Origin of the sequence: Kitasatospora sp. NPDC127111 (genome assembly GCF_042677465.1) — a bacterium.
Taxonomy (GTDB): Bacteria; Actinomycetota; Actinomycetes; order Streptomycetales; family Streptomycetaceae; genus Kitasatospora.
In genome coordinates this window covers 129,574-143,666 of sequence record NZ_JBHXTG010000009.1, presented here as the reverse complement: position 1 = coordinate 143,666, position 14,093 = coordinate 129,574, and the positions used below count along the sequence as shown (strand labels likewise).

General features: G+C 76.0%; 14 protein-coding genes. 3 read left to right on the top strand and 11 right to left on the bottom strand.

Features of this window, described 5'->3' with window-relative positions; all coding sequences use genetic code 11:
• Window positions 1–2: 2 nt before the first annotated feature.
• Window positions 3–200 (bottom strand): hypothetical protein, encoded by a 198-nt coding sequence (locus ACFVHB_RS08785; protein ID WP_380317308.1) that lies wholly within the window; start codon window positions 198–200, stop codon window positions 3–5.
• A gap of 230 nt (window positions 201–430) precedes the next feature.
• On the opposite strand from ACFVHB_RS08785, the gene ACFVHB_RS08780 reads away from it, so the two are divergent.
• Window positions 431–1,033: a GNAT family N-acetyltransferase gene (locus tag ACFVHB_RS08780; RefSeq protein ID WP_380317305.1), complete on the top strand. Its 603-nt coding sequence runs from the start codon at window positions 431–433 to the stop codon at window positions 1,031–1,033.
• A 78-nt stretch (window positions 1,034–1,111) separates the two neighbouring features.
• Here ACFVHB_RS08780 and ACFVHB_RS08775 read toward each other — a convergent pair whose 3' ends face one another.
• The 3 genes from ACFVHB_RS08775 to ACFVHB_RS08765 form a co-directional block, all read right to left on the bottom strand.
• A complete protein-coding gene (locus ACFVHB_RS08775; RefSeq protein WP_380317302.1) occupies window positions 1,112–1,765 on the bottom strand; it encodes a GPP34 family phosphoprotein in 654 nt (217 codons plus the stop codon).
• 165 nt (window positions 1,766–1,930) lie between these two features.
• On the bottom strand, window positions 1,931–3,277 hold the full coding sequence (locus ACFVHB_RS08770) for a DUF3533 domain-containing protein (protein ID WP_380317299.1): 1,347 nt from the start codon (window positions 3,275–3,277) through the stop codon (window positions 1,931–1,933).
• A 193-nt stretch (window positions 3,278–3,470) separates the two neighbouring features.
• Complete coding sequence (locus tag ACFVHB_RS08765; RefSeq protein ID WP_380317296.1) at window positions 3,471–3,794, bottom strand: DUF1330 domain-containing protein; 324 nt, start codon at window positions 3,792–3,794, stop codon at window positions 3,471–3,473.
• 288 nt (window positions 3,795–4,082) lie between these two features.
• Between ACFVHB_RS08765 and ACFVHB_RS08760 the strand changes: the two genes are divergently transcribed.
• Entirely contained in the window at window positions 4,083–5,093 is a 1,011-nt protein-coding gene (locus ACFVHB_RS08760) for an NADP-dependent oxidoreductase (RefSeq protein ID WP_380317293.1), read from the top strand.
• Between the two features lie 30 nt (window positions 5,094–5,123).
• On the opposite strand, the gene ACFVHB_RS08755 is transcribed toward ACFVHB_RS08760, so the two are convergent.
• From ACFVHB_RS08755 to ACFVHB_RS08725, 7 genes are all read right to left on the bottom strand, one after another.
• Complete coding sequence (locus ACFVHB_RS08755; RefSeq protein WP_380317290.1) at window positions 5,124–6,602, bottom strand: glutamate synthase subunit beta; 1,479 nt, start codon at window positions 6,600–6,602, stop codon at window positions 5,124–5,126.
• A 294-nt stretch (window positions 6,603–6,896) separates the two neighbouring features.
• A complete protein-coding gene (locus ACFVHB_RS08750; RefSeq protein WP_380317287.1) occupies window positions 6,897–7,652 on the bottom strand; it encodes an alpha/beta fold hydrolase in 756 nt (251 codons plus the stop codon).
• A gap of 54 nt (window positions 7,653–7,706) precedes the next feature.
• Window positions 7,707–8,216, bottom strand: a complete 510-nt coding sequence (locus tag ACFVHB_RS08745; RefSeq protein WP_380317284.1) for a hypothetical protein — start codon at window positions 8,214–8,216, stop codon at window positions 7,707–7,709.
• A 272-nt stretch (window positions 8,217–8,488) separates the two neighbouring features.
• On the bottom strand, window positions 8,489–10,036 hold the full coding sequence (locus tag ACFVHB_RS08740) for a DUF58 domain-containing protein (RefSeq protein ID WP_380317281.1): 1,548 nt from the start codon (window positions 10,034–10,036) through the stop codon (window positions 8,489–8,491).
• On the bottom strand, window positions 10,033–11,121 hold the full coding sequence (locus tag ACFVHB_RS08735) for an AAA family ATPase (RefSeq protein WP_380317278.1): 1,089 nt from the start codon (window positions 11,119–11,121) through the stop codon (window positions 10,033–10,035). The genes ACFVHB_RS08740 and ACFVHB_RS08735 overlap by 4 nt, the downstream gene beginning before the upstream one ends.
• 105 nt (window positions 11,122–11,226) lie before the next feature.
• The gene (locus ACFVHB_RS08730) at window positions 11,227–11,787 is read right to left on the bottom strand and encodes a hypothetical protein (protein ID WP_380317275.1); all 561 of its coding nucleotides are present in this window, start codon (window positions 11,785–11,787) and stop codon (window positions 11,227–11,229) included.
• Window positions 11,784–12,773 (bottom strand): DUF4129 domain-containing protein, encoded by a 990-nt coding sequence (locus ACFVHB_RS08725; protein ID WP_380317272.1) that lies wholly within the window; start codon window positions 12,771–12,773, stop codon window positions 11,784–11,786. Before ACFVHB_RS08725 ends, ACFVHB_RS08730 begins: the two co-directional genes overlap by 4 nt.
• A gap of 344 nt (window positions 12,774–13,117) precedes the next feature.
• Between ACFVHB_RS08725 and ACFVHB_RS08720 the strand changes: the two genes are divergently transcribed.
• Window positions 13,118–14,089 (top strand): aldo/keto reductase, encoded by a 972-nt coding sequence (locus tag ACFVHB_RS08720; protein ID WP_380317269.1) that lies wholly within the window; start codon window positions 13,118–13,120, stop codon window positions 14,087–14,089.
• Window positions 14,090–14,093: the final 4 nt, after the last annotated feature.

Sequence of the window (14,093 nt, the reverse complement as noted above, 5' to 3'; positions counted from 1 at the left end):
CGTCAGCCGACGAGCCCCGGCCAGCCGTCACGGTTGGAACAGGACTCGTAGTCGTCACGGGTCAGCCGGTCCCACTCCTCCCCCGTCGCCGACTCGTACGCCTCCTCGTGCACGGAGAGCAACTCCTCGCAGTGCCGCGCCCAGGCCATCACCGGAACGTCGGCGCCGGAGGTCGGGCCAGTGCTGTCGGTCGTGCTCATGCGGGGACGGCCCTTCGTGACGTGCGCATGTCAGTCGGTCGGTCGACCGCCTGAGCACACCCTGCCACCGCCCACCGACGACCCCGCCCACCGACGACCCCGCACGCCGACGACCCCGCACGCCGCACGCCGCGGTCCGCCCGGGGCCGCCGTCCGCCCCACCGCACACTCGTGCGGCCGGTCCGGCCTGCGGACGCAACCTTTCCCACCGCCTCTTCGTTCGCTCCGTCGTGAAGGCCCTCGACACCCTCGACACGTCCGGCGGCGCCGCCGCGCCGGCCCCCGTCCTGTACGTCCGCGCCGCCGTACCCGGGGACGCCGAGCTGCTCGCGCGGTGGCGGCGGGAGGCGGCGGCCTGGGTGGCCCGGCGGCACGGGAACGCGCAGTGGTCCGGCCCGGACCGTCCGGAGCGGCGGCTCGCCCTGATCCGGCGAGGGGCGACGGTGATGGCGCTGCTGGAGCCGGACGGTCCGGCGGTGGCCACCTGCACCGTGTGGCCCCGGGGCAGCAGACGGCGGTGGACGGACGAGGAGCGCGGCGTCCCGGCCCGCTACCTGCGCAAGAGCGCCGTCGACCGCGCCCACGCGGGCCGTGGCATCGGCCGCCTGCTGCACGAGTGGGCCGGGCACCGGGCGGCCTCGGCGGGCGCCCTCGTCCTGCGCCTGGACGCCCGCTCGGACAATCCCGGCCTGCACGGCTACTACCTCGACTGCGGCTGGCGCCACGTCAGGACGGTACCGGGCATGGCCTCGGGCGCGCTCTTCGAGACGCCGGCGCTGCTCCGCCCCGGCCTGCCGGTGCGGGAGCTGGGCGAGATCCGCCTGCCGGACTGACCGGATCGCGGACCGCCGAGGAGCGGGCCGGCGCCAGCGGCGGGCAACGAGCGACCGGCAAGAGCTTCCGATGGCTCGTCAGCTGCCGCCCGTGCCGCCCTGACCCGCGACCATCGTCAGGTTCAGACCGGCCACCGCCCGGGCCAGCCCGGGGGCCTCGGCCGCCAGCCGGTCGGTGAACGCGGTGACCCGCTCGGCGTGGGCCCGCCGGTCGTGCCGGGAGAGCACCAGCCGCAGGTGGCCGTGGGCGGCCAGCGCCGCCAGCACGGCGTCCGCGAACGGCGCTTCGGCCACCGGGCCTCCGCCGCGGACCAGCTCCGCGACCCGCGTCTGGAGGTCCCGGGCCTCGCGCGGGTCGGCCAGGGTCACCGCGCGTCGCGGCACGACCGGGCCGTACGGATCCCGGTCCGACACGGACAGCACCCCGAGCACCCCGAGCCGCTGCTCGACGGCCTCCAGCGTGTCGTCCCGGCTCCGCCGGATCCACGCCTTCCAGGTGCGCGGCCGGGTGGCCAGCTCGGCGAGGAGCGTGTCGAGGACGGCGTCCTCGGTGGGCGTGTCCGTCACGACCCGGACCCGCCCGGACGCCTCCTCGGCGGCGGCGCCCCGGTGGGCGAGCTCGGCCAGGGCGGCCGCGCGCAGCAGGTAACCGGCCCGGGTGCGGTCCTGCAGGGACTGGGCCCGGGTGTCGAAGGCCAGCAGGTAGGTGGCCAGATGCAGGGATCGGCTCATGCCACCGACGATACGGCCCGCCGCCGCGCCCGCCATCAGCCCGCGGGACGGGGTCGCGCTCCGACCTCGGGACCACCCGGCCGGGCTCCGTCCTCCCCCGGTCCGACGGGGCCGCGGGTGCGGAGGCACTGGGCACGGTGCGGGCGTCGGCCGCCCGTCCCGGCGTCAGCTGGGTTCGGGGTGGAAGCGGTGCAGCCCCTTGCGGTCGTAGTACGTGGTCATCGCGAAGCCGAACACGAGCGCCGCGACCGTCCCGATCGCGATCATGATCCAGGCCCGGGTCAGTCCGGCGTCGGCCTGCGCGTCGAAGTACAGGATCGCCCGGACGCCGTCGCTGAGCTGGCGCATCGGCTCGAACACCGCCAGCCACCGGTAGAACTCCGGCAGCGCGTACAGCGGGATGGTCGCGCCGGAGGACGGCAGTGAGAGCGCGATGAAGATGAACATGCTGATCAGCTGGCCGATCCCGCCGAACGCCGCGAGCAGCGCCTGCGCGCCGAGACCGACCGCCGAGGTGGCGCAGACCGAGAAGACCCAGAGCAGCGGCAGGTGCGACGCGTCCATGCCCAGCACCCCCACGGTGGCCAGCATCACCAGGCTGGAGGTCAGCAGCGACAGCCCGACCGACATCACCGAGGTGACGACCAGGGTCTGGGTGCGGCTGATCCGCACCAGCGGGCGCTGGGTGCGGATCGGCCCCAACTCGCTGGCCGAGTAGCCGAGCGCGACGTCGACGCCGTTGCTGATCACGTTGGCGCCCAGGAATCCGCAGAGGACCAGCAGCAGCGTGTAGTAGAACGCCGTCAGGCCGAGGCCGCTGTGCGCGCCGATCGAGTGGCCGACCGTGACCTCGACCGTCACCGGGTCGGCCAGTTGGAGTGCCGCCGCGTTGGTCGCCCCGCCGGTGCCGGCGGCGGGCTGGCCCGGCTGCTGCGGCTGGGCCTGCGCCTGGGCCTGGGCCTGGGCCTGGGCCTGGGCCGTGAGGGTCTTGCCGAGCTGTGCCGAGGCCTGCTGGGCGGCGGCCTGGGAGATCTGGGAGGCGAGCGAGGAGGCCAGGCTGCCGACGCCGGGGTTGGTCAGTACGGTCATCGTCGGCCGTGCCGGCGGCTGCGGTCCTGCGGGGGCGCCGAGGGCCGCGACGGCGGCCGTGAAGCCGGCCGGGACCTCCAGTGCGCCGGCCAGTTTTCCCGAAGACAGCTGGTCGTCGGCGGCGGCCCGGTCGAGCAGCCGCCAGTCGACCTTGTCCCCCGGGTCCGGCGCGTTCGCGATGCCGGTGGTGATCTGCGCGCCGAGGTTCTGCTGCTGTCCGGCCACGACGGCCCCCTGGTCGGAGTTGACCAGGCCGATCGGCAGCCGGTGCAGGTCCCCGGACGGGTTGACGATGCCGCCCATGTAGAGCAGCGAGAGCAGGAAGCCCACCGTGCCGATGATGATCGTCGGCACCAGCCAGACCCTGGGGTTGCGCAGCACCTGCGAGGCCCGTACGCCGGCCTCGGGCCGGTTCGAAGTCATCGCTCTCCCGTGGACGTCGTTCGGAGGGCCCCCGCCCGAACCTAGCCGTCCGCCCGCGTCCGGCCGTGGCGCCTCGCCCGGACGGCCGCCGGACCGACCCGGTCGGCGGTGCCCGCCCACGGCCCACGGCAAACGACCCACGGCCCCGGCCCGCGACCCACGACCCACGACCCGCGACCCACGACCCGCGGGCTCAGTGCTTCAGCGCGTCAGCACCCCGGTAGCCCGCGGGCACGCCCTCGGCGAAGATCACGTCCGCCGTCATGTGGCGGGTGCGCAGCGCCAGGATGTCCTGGTAGGCGGGCGAGTCGTACCAGGCGCGCACGTGCGCGCGGTCGGGGAACTCGATCACGATCAGGTCCGGGCCCCAGGAGCCTTCGACCGCCTCGACCTGGCCGCCGTGGACCAGGAAGCGCCCGCCGAAGGGCTCCAGGGTGGCGTCGATCCGCTCCAGGTACTCGACGATGTCCGGGCCGAACTCGACGGAGTGGACGTGCGCGAGTGCGTAGGCGGTCATGGCGTTCTCCCCTGTGGTGTTCCGGGCCCGGCCGGGTCGTCCCGGCCGCCGGACTGCGCCGGCTGCCGGAGCGTGCCGGTCCGCCGGACCGTTCCGGCGTGTCTCCGACGGTACGGGTCCGCCGGCGGGCCGGAATCGGTCACGCATAGGTAATGACCGGGGAGCGGACGACCGGTCAGGAACGGTGGGGGCGGACGACCGGCCCTCCGCGGGCGCCACCCCCTGGCGCGATGACTAAGCGCTTGCTTAGACTCACCCCCGTCCGACGTCCAGCCCCCGGGAGCCGCCATGTTGTCCGCAGAGAACCGTCAGATCCGCCTCGCCCGGCGGCCCGAGGGCGAGGTCCGCCCCGGGGACTGGGAGCACGTCACCGAGGCGGCCGCCGCGCCCGGCGAGGGCCAGTTCGCCGGCCGCACCCGCTTCATCTCGCTCGACCCGGCGATGCGCGGCTGGCTGGACGACCGCCCCTCCTACCTGCCGCCGGTCGGCCTCGGCGAGGTGATGCGGGCCGGCTCGGTGGTCGAGGTCACCGAGTCCACCCACCCCGGCTTCCGGACCGGTGACCTGGTCGCCGGCACCTTCGGCGTCCAGGAGCACGTGGTCTCCGACGGCCGGGGCACGCTGAAGATCCAACCGGACACCGCCTCGCCGTCGACCTTCCTCGGCGCCCTCGGCATGCCCGGCATGACGGCCTACTTCGGACTGCTGGACGTCGGCGCGCTCAAGGAGGGCGAGACGGTGGTGGTCTCCGGCGCCGCGGGCGCCGTGGGCACCATGGTCGGCCAGATCGCCAAGGCCAAGGGCTGCCGGGTCGTCGGCATCGCGGGCGGGGCCGAGAAGTGCGCCCTGCTGACCGGCGAACTCGGCTTCGACGCCGCGATCGACTACCGCACCGAGAACGTCAGGAAGGCGCTGCGCACCCACGCCCCGGACGGCATCGACGTCTACTTCGACAACGTCGGCGGCGAGATCCTGGACGCGGCGCTGGCCTGTCTGGCGATGCACGCCCGGGTGGTGGTCTGCGGCGCGATCAGCCAGTACAACGCCACCGACGGCGTGCGGGGCCCGTCGAACTACCTGTCGCTGCTGGTGCGCCGGGCCCGGATGGAGGGCTTCGTGGTCTTCGACTACGCGCCGCGCTTCACCGAGGCCGCCCGGGAGATCGGCGGCTGGATCGCCGACGGGCGGATCAAGGTGCTGGAGCACGTGGTCCGGGGCACGGTGGACGACTTCCCGCGGACCCTGCAGATGCTCTTCCGGGGCGAGAACACCGGCAAGCTCGTCCTCGAACTGGTCTGAGCCCAGCCCCGGCGGAAGGGGCGACCCGGCTCAGGCGGTGAGCGGCCCGTCCGAGGGGCGCACCGGCGCCGGGAGGTCGGTGCCGCCGCGCAGGTAGCGGTCGACGGCGGCGGCCGCCGCCCGGCCCTCGGCGATCGCCCACACGATCAGCGACTGGCCGCGCCCGGCGTCGCCCGCGACGAACACGCCGTCCGCCCTCGCGGCGAAGCCCTCGTCGCGGGCCAGCCGGCCCTGCGGGTCGACGGCGAGGCCCAGTTGGCGGGCCACGCCGCGGCGTCCTGGGCCGGAGAAGCCGAGCGCCAGCAGTGCCAGCTCGGCCGGGACGGTCCGTTCCGTTCCCGGCCGGGGCCGGCGGTCGCCGGGCCGGGCCTCGGCGAACCGGACCGCCGCCAGCCGCCCGTCCGCGCCCGCCTCGAACCCCACCGTGGTCGCCGCGAACACCCGCGGTTCGGCCGCCGAACCGCCGGCCTCCTCGTGCGAGGTCGTCACCCGGTAGACCTTCGGGTGGACCGGCCAGGGCTGGCCGGGCGCCCGGCGCTCCGGCGGCCGGGGGTTGATGTCGAACTGGGTGACGGCCGCGGCCCGCTGGCGCAACGCGGTGCCCAGGCAGTCGGCGGCCGTGTCGCCGCCGCCGACGATCACCACGCTGCGGCCCTCGGCGGTGAGCGGGGAGACCGGGCGGTCGCCCTCGTCCACCCGGTTGGCCAGGGTCAGGTAGGTGATCGCCTGGTGGACGCCGGGCAGCCGGCGGCCGGGCACCGGGAGGTCCCGGCAGGCCGTGGCGCCGACCGCGATCACCAGCGCGTCGCACCGGGCCCGCAGCTCGTCCGCGGGCACGTCCCGGCCGACCGCCACCCCCGTGCGGAACGTGGTGCCCTCCGCGCGCATCTGGTCGATCCGCCGGTCCAGGCGGTGCTTCTCCAGCCGGAACGGCGGGATGCCGTAGCGCAGCAGCCCGCCGATCCGGTCGGCGCGCTCGTACACCGTGGTGGTGTGCCCGGCCCGGGTCAGCTGCTGGGCGGCGGCCAGGCCGGCCGGGCCCGAGCCGACCACGGCCACCCGCCGGCCGGTCATCCGCTCCGGCGGCCGCGGCCGGTCCTCGCCGTCCTCCCAGGCCCGGTCGGCGATCGCCAGCTCCACGTTCTTGATCGTCACGGCCTCGGAGTCGATCGCCAGCACGCAGGCGCTCTCGCACGGGGCGGGGCAGAGCCGGCCGGTGAACTCGGGGAAGTTGTTGGTGGCCAGCAGGCGGGCGGCGGCCGACTGCCAACCGCCGCGGGCCACCAGCCCGTTCCAGTCCGGAATCAGATTGCCCAGCGGGCAGGCGCGGTGGCAGAACGGGAGGCCGCAGTCCATGCAGCGGGCCGCCTGGCCGCCGATCACGGGCAGCAGCGCGCCCTCCCGGTAGACCTCGTGCCAGTCCCCCAGCCGCTCCTGCGGGTCCCGGCGCTCGCGCGGCCGGCGGGGCGTGGTGAGAAAGGCCATGCGGTCGGCCTGGGGATCAGCCATCGCGGTCTCCGGCAGGGCGTGCCAAGGCGGGGGTGCGGTGGCGGCGCCGTACCGCGACCGTGCCGCCGCAGCCGTACCGCTGCGGCCACCCGGCGTGGCCCACCCGGCGCGCCCGCCGGACTGCGCGCCACCGTGTGGCCACCGTACGCCTACGGACCGCCCGGCGGGAGGGGGTACCGGCGGGCGGTCTCGCGGGGGTGGCCCTCGCGGGGTGGTCTCGCGAGACCGCTCGCGCGGCGGCGTTCGCACGACGGAGGGCCGGACGGGCGCACGACGGAGGGCGGGACGGGCGGGTCAGGCCCGGAGGAAGGCCTCCAGGGCGGTGGCGAAGGCCACCGGCACCTCGTGCATCGGATAGTGCCCGGAGTTGGTGAGGACCTCCAGCTCCGCCTGCGGGTAGTGGGCCAGCCAGGTGCCGCGCATCACCTCGGCGGACAGGGCCGGGTCGTGCTCGCCGACGAAGACCTTGACCGGGAGGGTGCTTCCGGCCACCTTCGCCGCGAAGTCCTGGGTGCTCCACTCCTGCAGGTAGCCCGCCATCGCCTCCGGGCGGGAGCCGGCCACCGAGCGGGCCGTCATCGCGTCCAGCCAGCGGGCGCAGGCGCGGTTCCCGGTGACCAGGTCCAGGATCGCCCGGCGGTTGGCGGCGTGCTCCGCCGCACCGTGGAAGAGGTCGTACGCGTCGCCCTCCAGCGGGTAGGCGCTCGCCGGGACGGGCGCCACCCCGACCAGCTTCCGCACCCGGCCCGGCGCCTCGGCGAGCACGCGCTGCGCCGCCTTGCCGCCCATCGAGTGCCCGACCACCGAGAACTCCGCCCAGCCCAGCTGGTCGGCGAGCGCGAGCGCGTCCGAGGCGATCTCAGCGAGGGTGAACTCGCCCTCCACGTCCCGCCGTTCGCCGTAGCCGCGGTAGTCGAGGAAGGCGTAGCCGAAGGCCTCCGGGTCCAGGTGGTCGAGGAACTGGCCCCAGCCGGCGCTGGTGCCGAACCAGTCGTGCAGGACGAGGACCTTGTGCTCGCCGGTTCCGATGGTGCGGTGACTGATCGTCATGGACGACTCCTTCGGCGTGGGACGACGGCGGTTACCTTCCCACCGGCCGCGGTGCTACTCCCGCTGCTCGTGCTGCTGCCGCTGAACGTGGTGCTCGCGCTGAACGTGGTGCTCGCGCTGGGCGTGCCGCTGTCGGGCCGCGCCGCGACCGTGCGGCCACAGGGCCAGGCCGAGGCCGCAGGCGGCGGCCGCCAGACCGACGACGGCGAGCGGACGCGACCACTCGCCCGCCCCGCTCGGCGCGAACGCCACCGGGAGGACGAGGCCCGAGGCGGCGAGCGCGGCCACGAGGTGCGCCGGCCGCACCGCACGGCGGTGCGGGCCGAGCGCATCGACGAGCAGCAGGTAGCCGGCCAGCAGGACGGCGACCGCCCCCGCCTGCCAGCAGCCCGGCTCCCCCAGCGCGGCGAGCACCACCGCACCGGCGGGGACGAGGGTGGTGCGGGCCGCGGCGAGCCGGGCGGCCCGGCCGTGGGGCCGTTCCGGCACGCCGTCGGGCGGCACCGCGGCCGCGGCGGCGAGGACGACGGCGACCACCGCGGCGGCGGGCCCGAACCGGTCCACCGCGCTGCCGGGGGTGCCGGGACCGGCGGCGGCCAGCGCCAGCGCGGCACCCGTGCCGCGCAGTGCGGCGTGCGCCGGCCACCGCGGCCCGGTGTGGGCACCGGTCGCGGTGCCAGCCGGACTCGGCGGACCCAGCGGGGTCGACGCGGGACTCGGCGGCCTCGACGGACTCAGCCGACTCGACGCCGGGCTCGCCGGACTCGGCGGACCCAGCGGGCGCGTCGGATTCGCCGGGCTCGCCTGACTCGGCGGACCCAGCGGGCTGGTCGGGCTCATCGGGCTCCTCCTCCGATCCGGCGGCGCAGCAGCGGGGCGAGCGCCAGGTCGAGCGCCTCGCCCGGGGTGTAGCGGGCCACCGGCACGCCCCGGGCCCGCAGCGCGGAGCGCATCGCCTCGCGCTCGGCGTGCCAGAGCCGCAGCGCCAGCGCACCCACCTCGTCGCCGGGCTCCACCGCCGGTTCGCCGGCCGGGATCTCCACCACGACCAGCGGGTTGCCCCGGTCGCGGACCTGCCCGAGCACGTCCAGGATCCGCTGGTCGGCGAGCGAGGTGAACGCGTACACCAGCGCGTGGCCGGGCAGCGCGGCGGGAGGGAAGCGGGGCACGACGCGGCCGCGGTGGCGGCGGTCCTGACGGACCTCCAGGACGCTCTCCACCATCCGGTAGAACTGCCGCTCCCCGGTCCCCGCGGTGAGCCAGCGCAGCCGGCCGCCGACCGCGATCAGGCCGACCCGGTCGTGCCGGTGCAGGTAGGCGCGGGTCAGCCCGCCGGCCGCGCGCAGCGTCTCGTCCAGGCTGGACAGGCCGGTGGCGGCGTCCCGGAAGTCGGCCAGCGTGTCCAGCAGGACCACCGCGTCGGCGGCCCGCTCGGCGGCGAACTGGTTGATCTGGACGGCGTCGCGGCGGGTGGTGGACGGCCAGTGGATGCGCCGCTGCCGCTCCCCCGGCACGTACGGCCGCACGCCGACGACCTCGACGCCGGTGCCCTCGTGCGCGGTGGTGTGCTCGCCGAGCCGTTCGGGCAGCCGGACCGGGATCGGGGTCAGCCGGGCGGCGCTGGGCACCGGGAAGACGTCGACCGTGCCGAGTTCGGCGCGCACGGTCCGGCGGGTGAGGCCGCCGGAGTCGTAGACGTCGACGTCGACGGTGCCGAGCGTCCAGCGGCCCCAGCTGTCCGCCCGCACCACCAGGTCGACCTCGGCGGCGCCGACGGTGAGGGCCTGTAGCGTCACGCCGGGGCCGAGCGCGACGGTGGGGTCGAGCGGACCGATCCGGCCGTCGTGCCGGACGGTGATCCGCACGGTCACCGGCTCGCCCTCGAAGCAGCGGCGCGGTTCGGCGGTGCTCTCCGCGGTCAGCTCGGTGGGGCGACCGCGGCCCGGCGCGGCCGACGCGAGCAGGACGGCCGGACCGGCCGCCAGGGCCAGCAGCCAGCTGTGGCCGGTGGCCAGGGCCGCCACGGCCGCGACGACGGCCACCGTGAGCAGCCGCAGGGTCCGTTCGCCGACCCGCCAGTGCGGCGAGGGCGGGCCGCTCGGCAGGCCGGCCACGGTGGCCCGGGTGCTGCGGGCCAGTACCCGGGCGGTGACGCGGTCCTGCGGCCGGTGGCGGCCGGGTCCGGAGGCGGAGGCCGGGGTGGAGGTGGAGGCGGAGGTGTGCGGCCTCCGCCCGGTGCGCCCGTTCCCGGCGGGGGCGGGCGGCGTCGCGAGCCGACGGACCGGGCGACGGCCGCGGGCGGTCTGCGCGGCGAGCCGACGGGCCTGGTGGCCGGGGTGGCCGGTGCCTCCGGTGGGGCCGTCGGCGGGTGGGGCGGGGTTCACCGGGCGCTGCCCCGGGCGTCGGCCGTGTCCGGGGCGCCGACCGTACCCGGGCCGCCGGCCGTGGCCGCCGCGCGCGGCAGGGTCTGCGGCGCCGGGACGGTGTCCACCAGCCGCGCCAGCACGTCGTCCGCCTCGATCTGACGCACCCACAACTCCGGCTTCAGCGTGATGCGGTGGGCCAGCGCGGGCACGGCGAGCGCCTTCACGTCCTCCGGCGTCAGGTAGTCCCGGCCCTCCACCATCGCGCGGGCCCGGGCCAGCTGGACCAGCGCGAGGCCGCCGCGCGGCGAGGCGCCGACCTGGATCTGCTGGTCGTTGCGGGTCGCGGCGACCAACGCGACCACGTACGCGACCAGGTCGTCGTCCACCTCCACCCGCTCCACCGCCGCCCGCATGGCCAGCAGTTCGGCCGGGCTGGAGACCGTCTCCAGGACCGCCTCGGGCGCCGACCGGTCCAGCCGGGCCCGGAGCATCGCCGCCTCCAGCCCCGTGGACAGGTACCCCATCCGCACCCGCAGCAGGAAGCGGTCGAGCTGCGCCTCGGGCAGCGAGTAGGTGCCCTCGTACTCGATCGGGTTGGCGGTGGCGATCACCGCGAACGGCCGCGGCAGCCGGCGCGTGGCCCCGTCGACGGAGACCTGCCCCTCGGCCATCGCCTCCAGCAGCGCGGCCTGGGTCTTCGGCGGGGTGCGGTTGATCTCGTCGGCCAGCAGCAGCTGGGTGAAGAGCGGCCCGGGCTTGAAGACCATCTCCCCGCTGTTCCGGTCGTAGAACGGCGCACCGGTGACGTCCGAGGGCAGCAGGTCGGGGGTGAACTGGATGCGCCGGAAGTCCAGGCCGAGTGCGGTCGCGAAGGACCGCGCCAGCAGGGTCTTGCCGAGCCCCGGCAGGTCCTCGATCAGCACGTGGCCGCCGGCCAGCACGCCGAGCATCACCAGCCGGAGCGCCTCGGGCTTGCCCACCACCGCCCGCTCGATCTCCTCCACCACGGCGCGAGCCCGCTTGCCGGCCTCCTGCGGGGTCAGCGCGACCGACGGCGCCGCCGCGGTCGGGGTGTCGGCCTGGGCCTGGGAAACGGCGGTCATGGGTTCTCCGTTGAGTCTCGGACGGGCCGGTTCGGCCACGGGCGGTGAAGCGGCTGCTCGGGGCGGATGGTTGGAGCGGCTGCTTCGAAGCGGTTACGGGAGCGGCTACAGGGATTCGAGCCGGTCGACGAGGGCGAGCAGGACCGGCGCCGGTACGGCCTCCGCGGGGGCGGGCGCCTCCGGGTCGATCCAGGGCCAGAGCCGGGGGCCGACCAGTTCGGCCGCCCGGTCGCGGTCGGCGGGGAGCGAGAGGCCGTGGGCCTCCGACAGCCTGGCGGCGAACAGCCGTTGCAGCCGGCCGCGGAGCGGCTGGACGTCCCCCTCCGGGTCCATCCCCTGCCGGACCGTCCAACGCCAGTCCCCGAGCCCGGGTTCGTGCGCCTCCATCAGCCGCTCCCGGCGGCGCAGCCCCTCCTGCCGGAACCCGGCACCGGCCACGTACCGGGCGGTGAGCAGCGCGACGGCCACCAGCAGCACCGCCCCGGCCCCCGCCGCGGGCAGCCCGCCCACCAGGAAGAACCCGACCTCGGCCAGGACGGCCGTCGCGGTCAGCTCGATCAGGCTGTGGCGGACGGAGCCGGGCACCGGGCCGGGATCCGACTCGGCCTCGGGGCCGCCGGGGCCGGGCACCGGGCCGGTGCCACGGCCGGTCCGGGACGCGCTCATCGGTGGCCTCCTGCCGCGGCGGCGGCCGCCGGCTCGTTCGCGGGCCCGTCGTCCGCCCGCCCGTCGTCCGCCGGCCCGCCGTTCGCCAGCCCGGCGGCGATCGCGTCCAGCGCGGTCCGCGCCCGGCGCACGTGGGCGTCGTCCATCGGGTGGGTCGAGTAGCGGGCCTCCCGGAACAGCGCGGTGAGCGCCTCCGCGTGGAAGCGGTCGACCCGCTCGTCCGTGACGGCCCGTTCCAGCAGCTCCGTCGGGTTCTCGCTGACCCGCCGGGACACCCCGGAGGCCGCCAGCGAGCCCTCCATGGCCGCGTAGCAGGCGATCACCGCGGCGCGGGCGTCACTGCCGCCGAGCGCGCGCAGGCCGGTGGCCACGGCCTCCGCGAGGACCTCTTCGGGCCGGGGCGGAGCAGCGGGCAGCGGCGGGACCGGTCGCGCCCGCACCCGCCGCAGCCGCAGCCGCCGCAACGCCACGACCAGGGCGATGACGAACAGCACCACGACGGTGGCCGCCAGCGCGGCCGTCACCACCCCGGCGATCGCCCCGAGCACGCCTCCGTCGCCCGGTTCGGCGGGCTCGGCCGGCGGTGGCGGCGACGCCGAGAGGGTGGGCACCGGGGCCTGCACCGGGTGCGGCGGGTCGGCCGGCCCCGCGTCCACCCGGCCGTGGAACACCAGCATCAGCACCGGCACCGCCACGGCCGCCCCGGGCAGCAGCACCGTCGCGGCCGTCCGCAGCCGCTCGGCCCACGGCGTCGGCCCGTCCAGGTGCCGGACCTCCTCCCGGAACCGCACCGCGAACCGCCCGACGAGGACACCCCATCCGATCGCGAGCAGCAGGACGAACCCCGTCGACCCGACCGGACCGCCCACGGCGGTCCCGAGCACCCCGTCCCGCACCGGCCGCAGCGCCGCCGCGGCCGGCAACAACCCGCCCACCACCAGCAGACCGGCCGCCACCCCCGGCCCCCGCGGTACAACGCCCTTCACGCGGCACCCCCCGGTTCCTCCGCAGCGCGCAAGATCACACGCGCGTGCAGCGTCGCACACCGACTGTCGCCGTGTCATCCCCCGTCGGACGGGGACGGCCCGCGCGGGCGGGAAGCGGTTCGGACCGTTCCGGACCACCGCCGGCATCACCGGCCGGTAGTATCGGTTTCCGCACTGACTTGACATCAACTGCGCGCCGTTTATCGCGCGTTATCGTCCGGGGCGATGAACCGCCGTTCAGCGTGGCGACGATGGGGGACGTCACGCCGAGCCGCGCCACCCCCGTGCCACGTGTCCGCACCGGAACCGTCCAGCGGAACCGGTAAGAATCCAGAAAGCATCCCTTGGCCACCATCGCGCATTCCGACCTCGACGTCTTTCCGCTCTGCCTCGGCGGCAGCGTGTTCGGATGGACCGTCGACGAGCGGACGTCCTTCGGCATTCTCGACGCCTATGCCGCCGCGGGCGGGAACTTCATCGACACCGCCGACTCCTATTCCCAGTGGGCCCCCGGCAATTCGGGCGGGGAGTCCGAGACCATCCTCGGCAACTGGCTGGCCTCGCGCGGCCACCGGGACCGTTTCGTCATCGCCACCAAGGTGGGCCGGCTGAACGGACTGTCCGGACTCACGGAGAAGGTCGTCCACCAGGCGGTGGACGACTCCCTCCGCCGTCTCCGCACGGATCACATCGACCTCTACTACACGCACGCGGACGACCCCGACACCCCCCTCGAAGAGACCCTCGCCGCCCTCGACGCGCTGGTCACGGCGGGGAAGGTGCGCCGGATCGGCGCCTCGAACATCAGCGGCCCCAGGCTGGCCGAGTCCCTGGAGCTCTCGAAGCGATCGGGGTTCGCCTCGTACGTGGCGGTCCAGCCTCCCTACAACCTCATGGAACGCGAGCCCTTCGAGCTCGGGATCGCCCCGGTCTGCGAGCGCGAGGGCGTCTCCTGCGTCCCGTACTTCGCGCTCGCGCAGGGCTTCCTGACGGGCAAGTACCGCGAGGGCGCACCCGCCGTTCCCAGCGTCCGCAGCGCCGCGGCGCGACCGTACGCCGGAACGCCCCGCGGCCGCGCGGTGCTCCGGGCGCTGGACGCGATCGCCGCCGAGCACGGCACCGCCCCCGCCGCGGTGGCCCTGGCCTGGCTGAAGGCGCAGCCGCACGTCGTCGCCCCGCTCGCCAGCAGCAGGACGCCCGAGCAGCTCGCCGAACTGATCCCGGGAGCGACGCTGGAGCTCTCCCCGGCCGAGCTCGACTCGCTGGACCTCGCCTCACGGACCGCCGCGGCGGACCCCGATGCGCACCTCGGATGAAGGA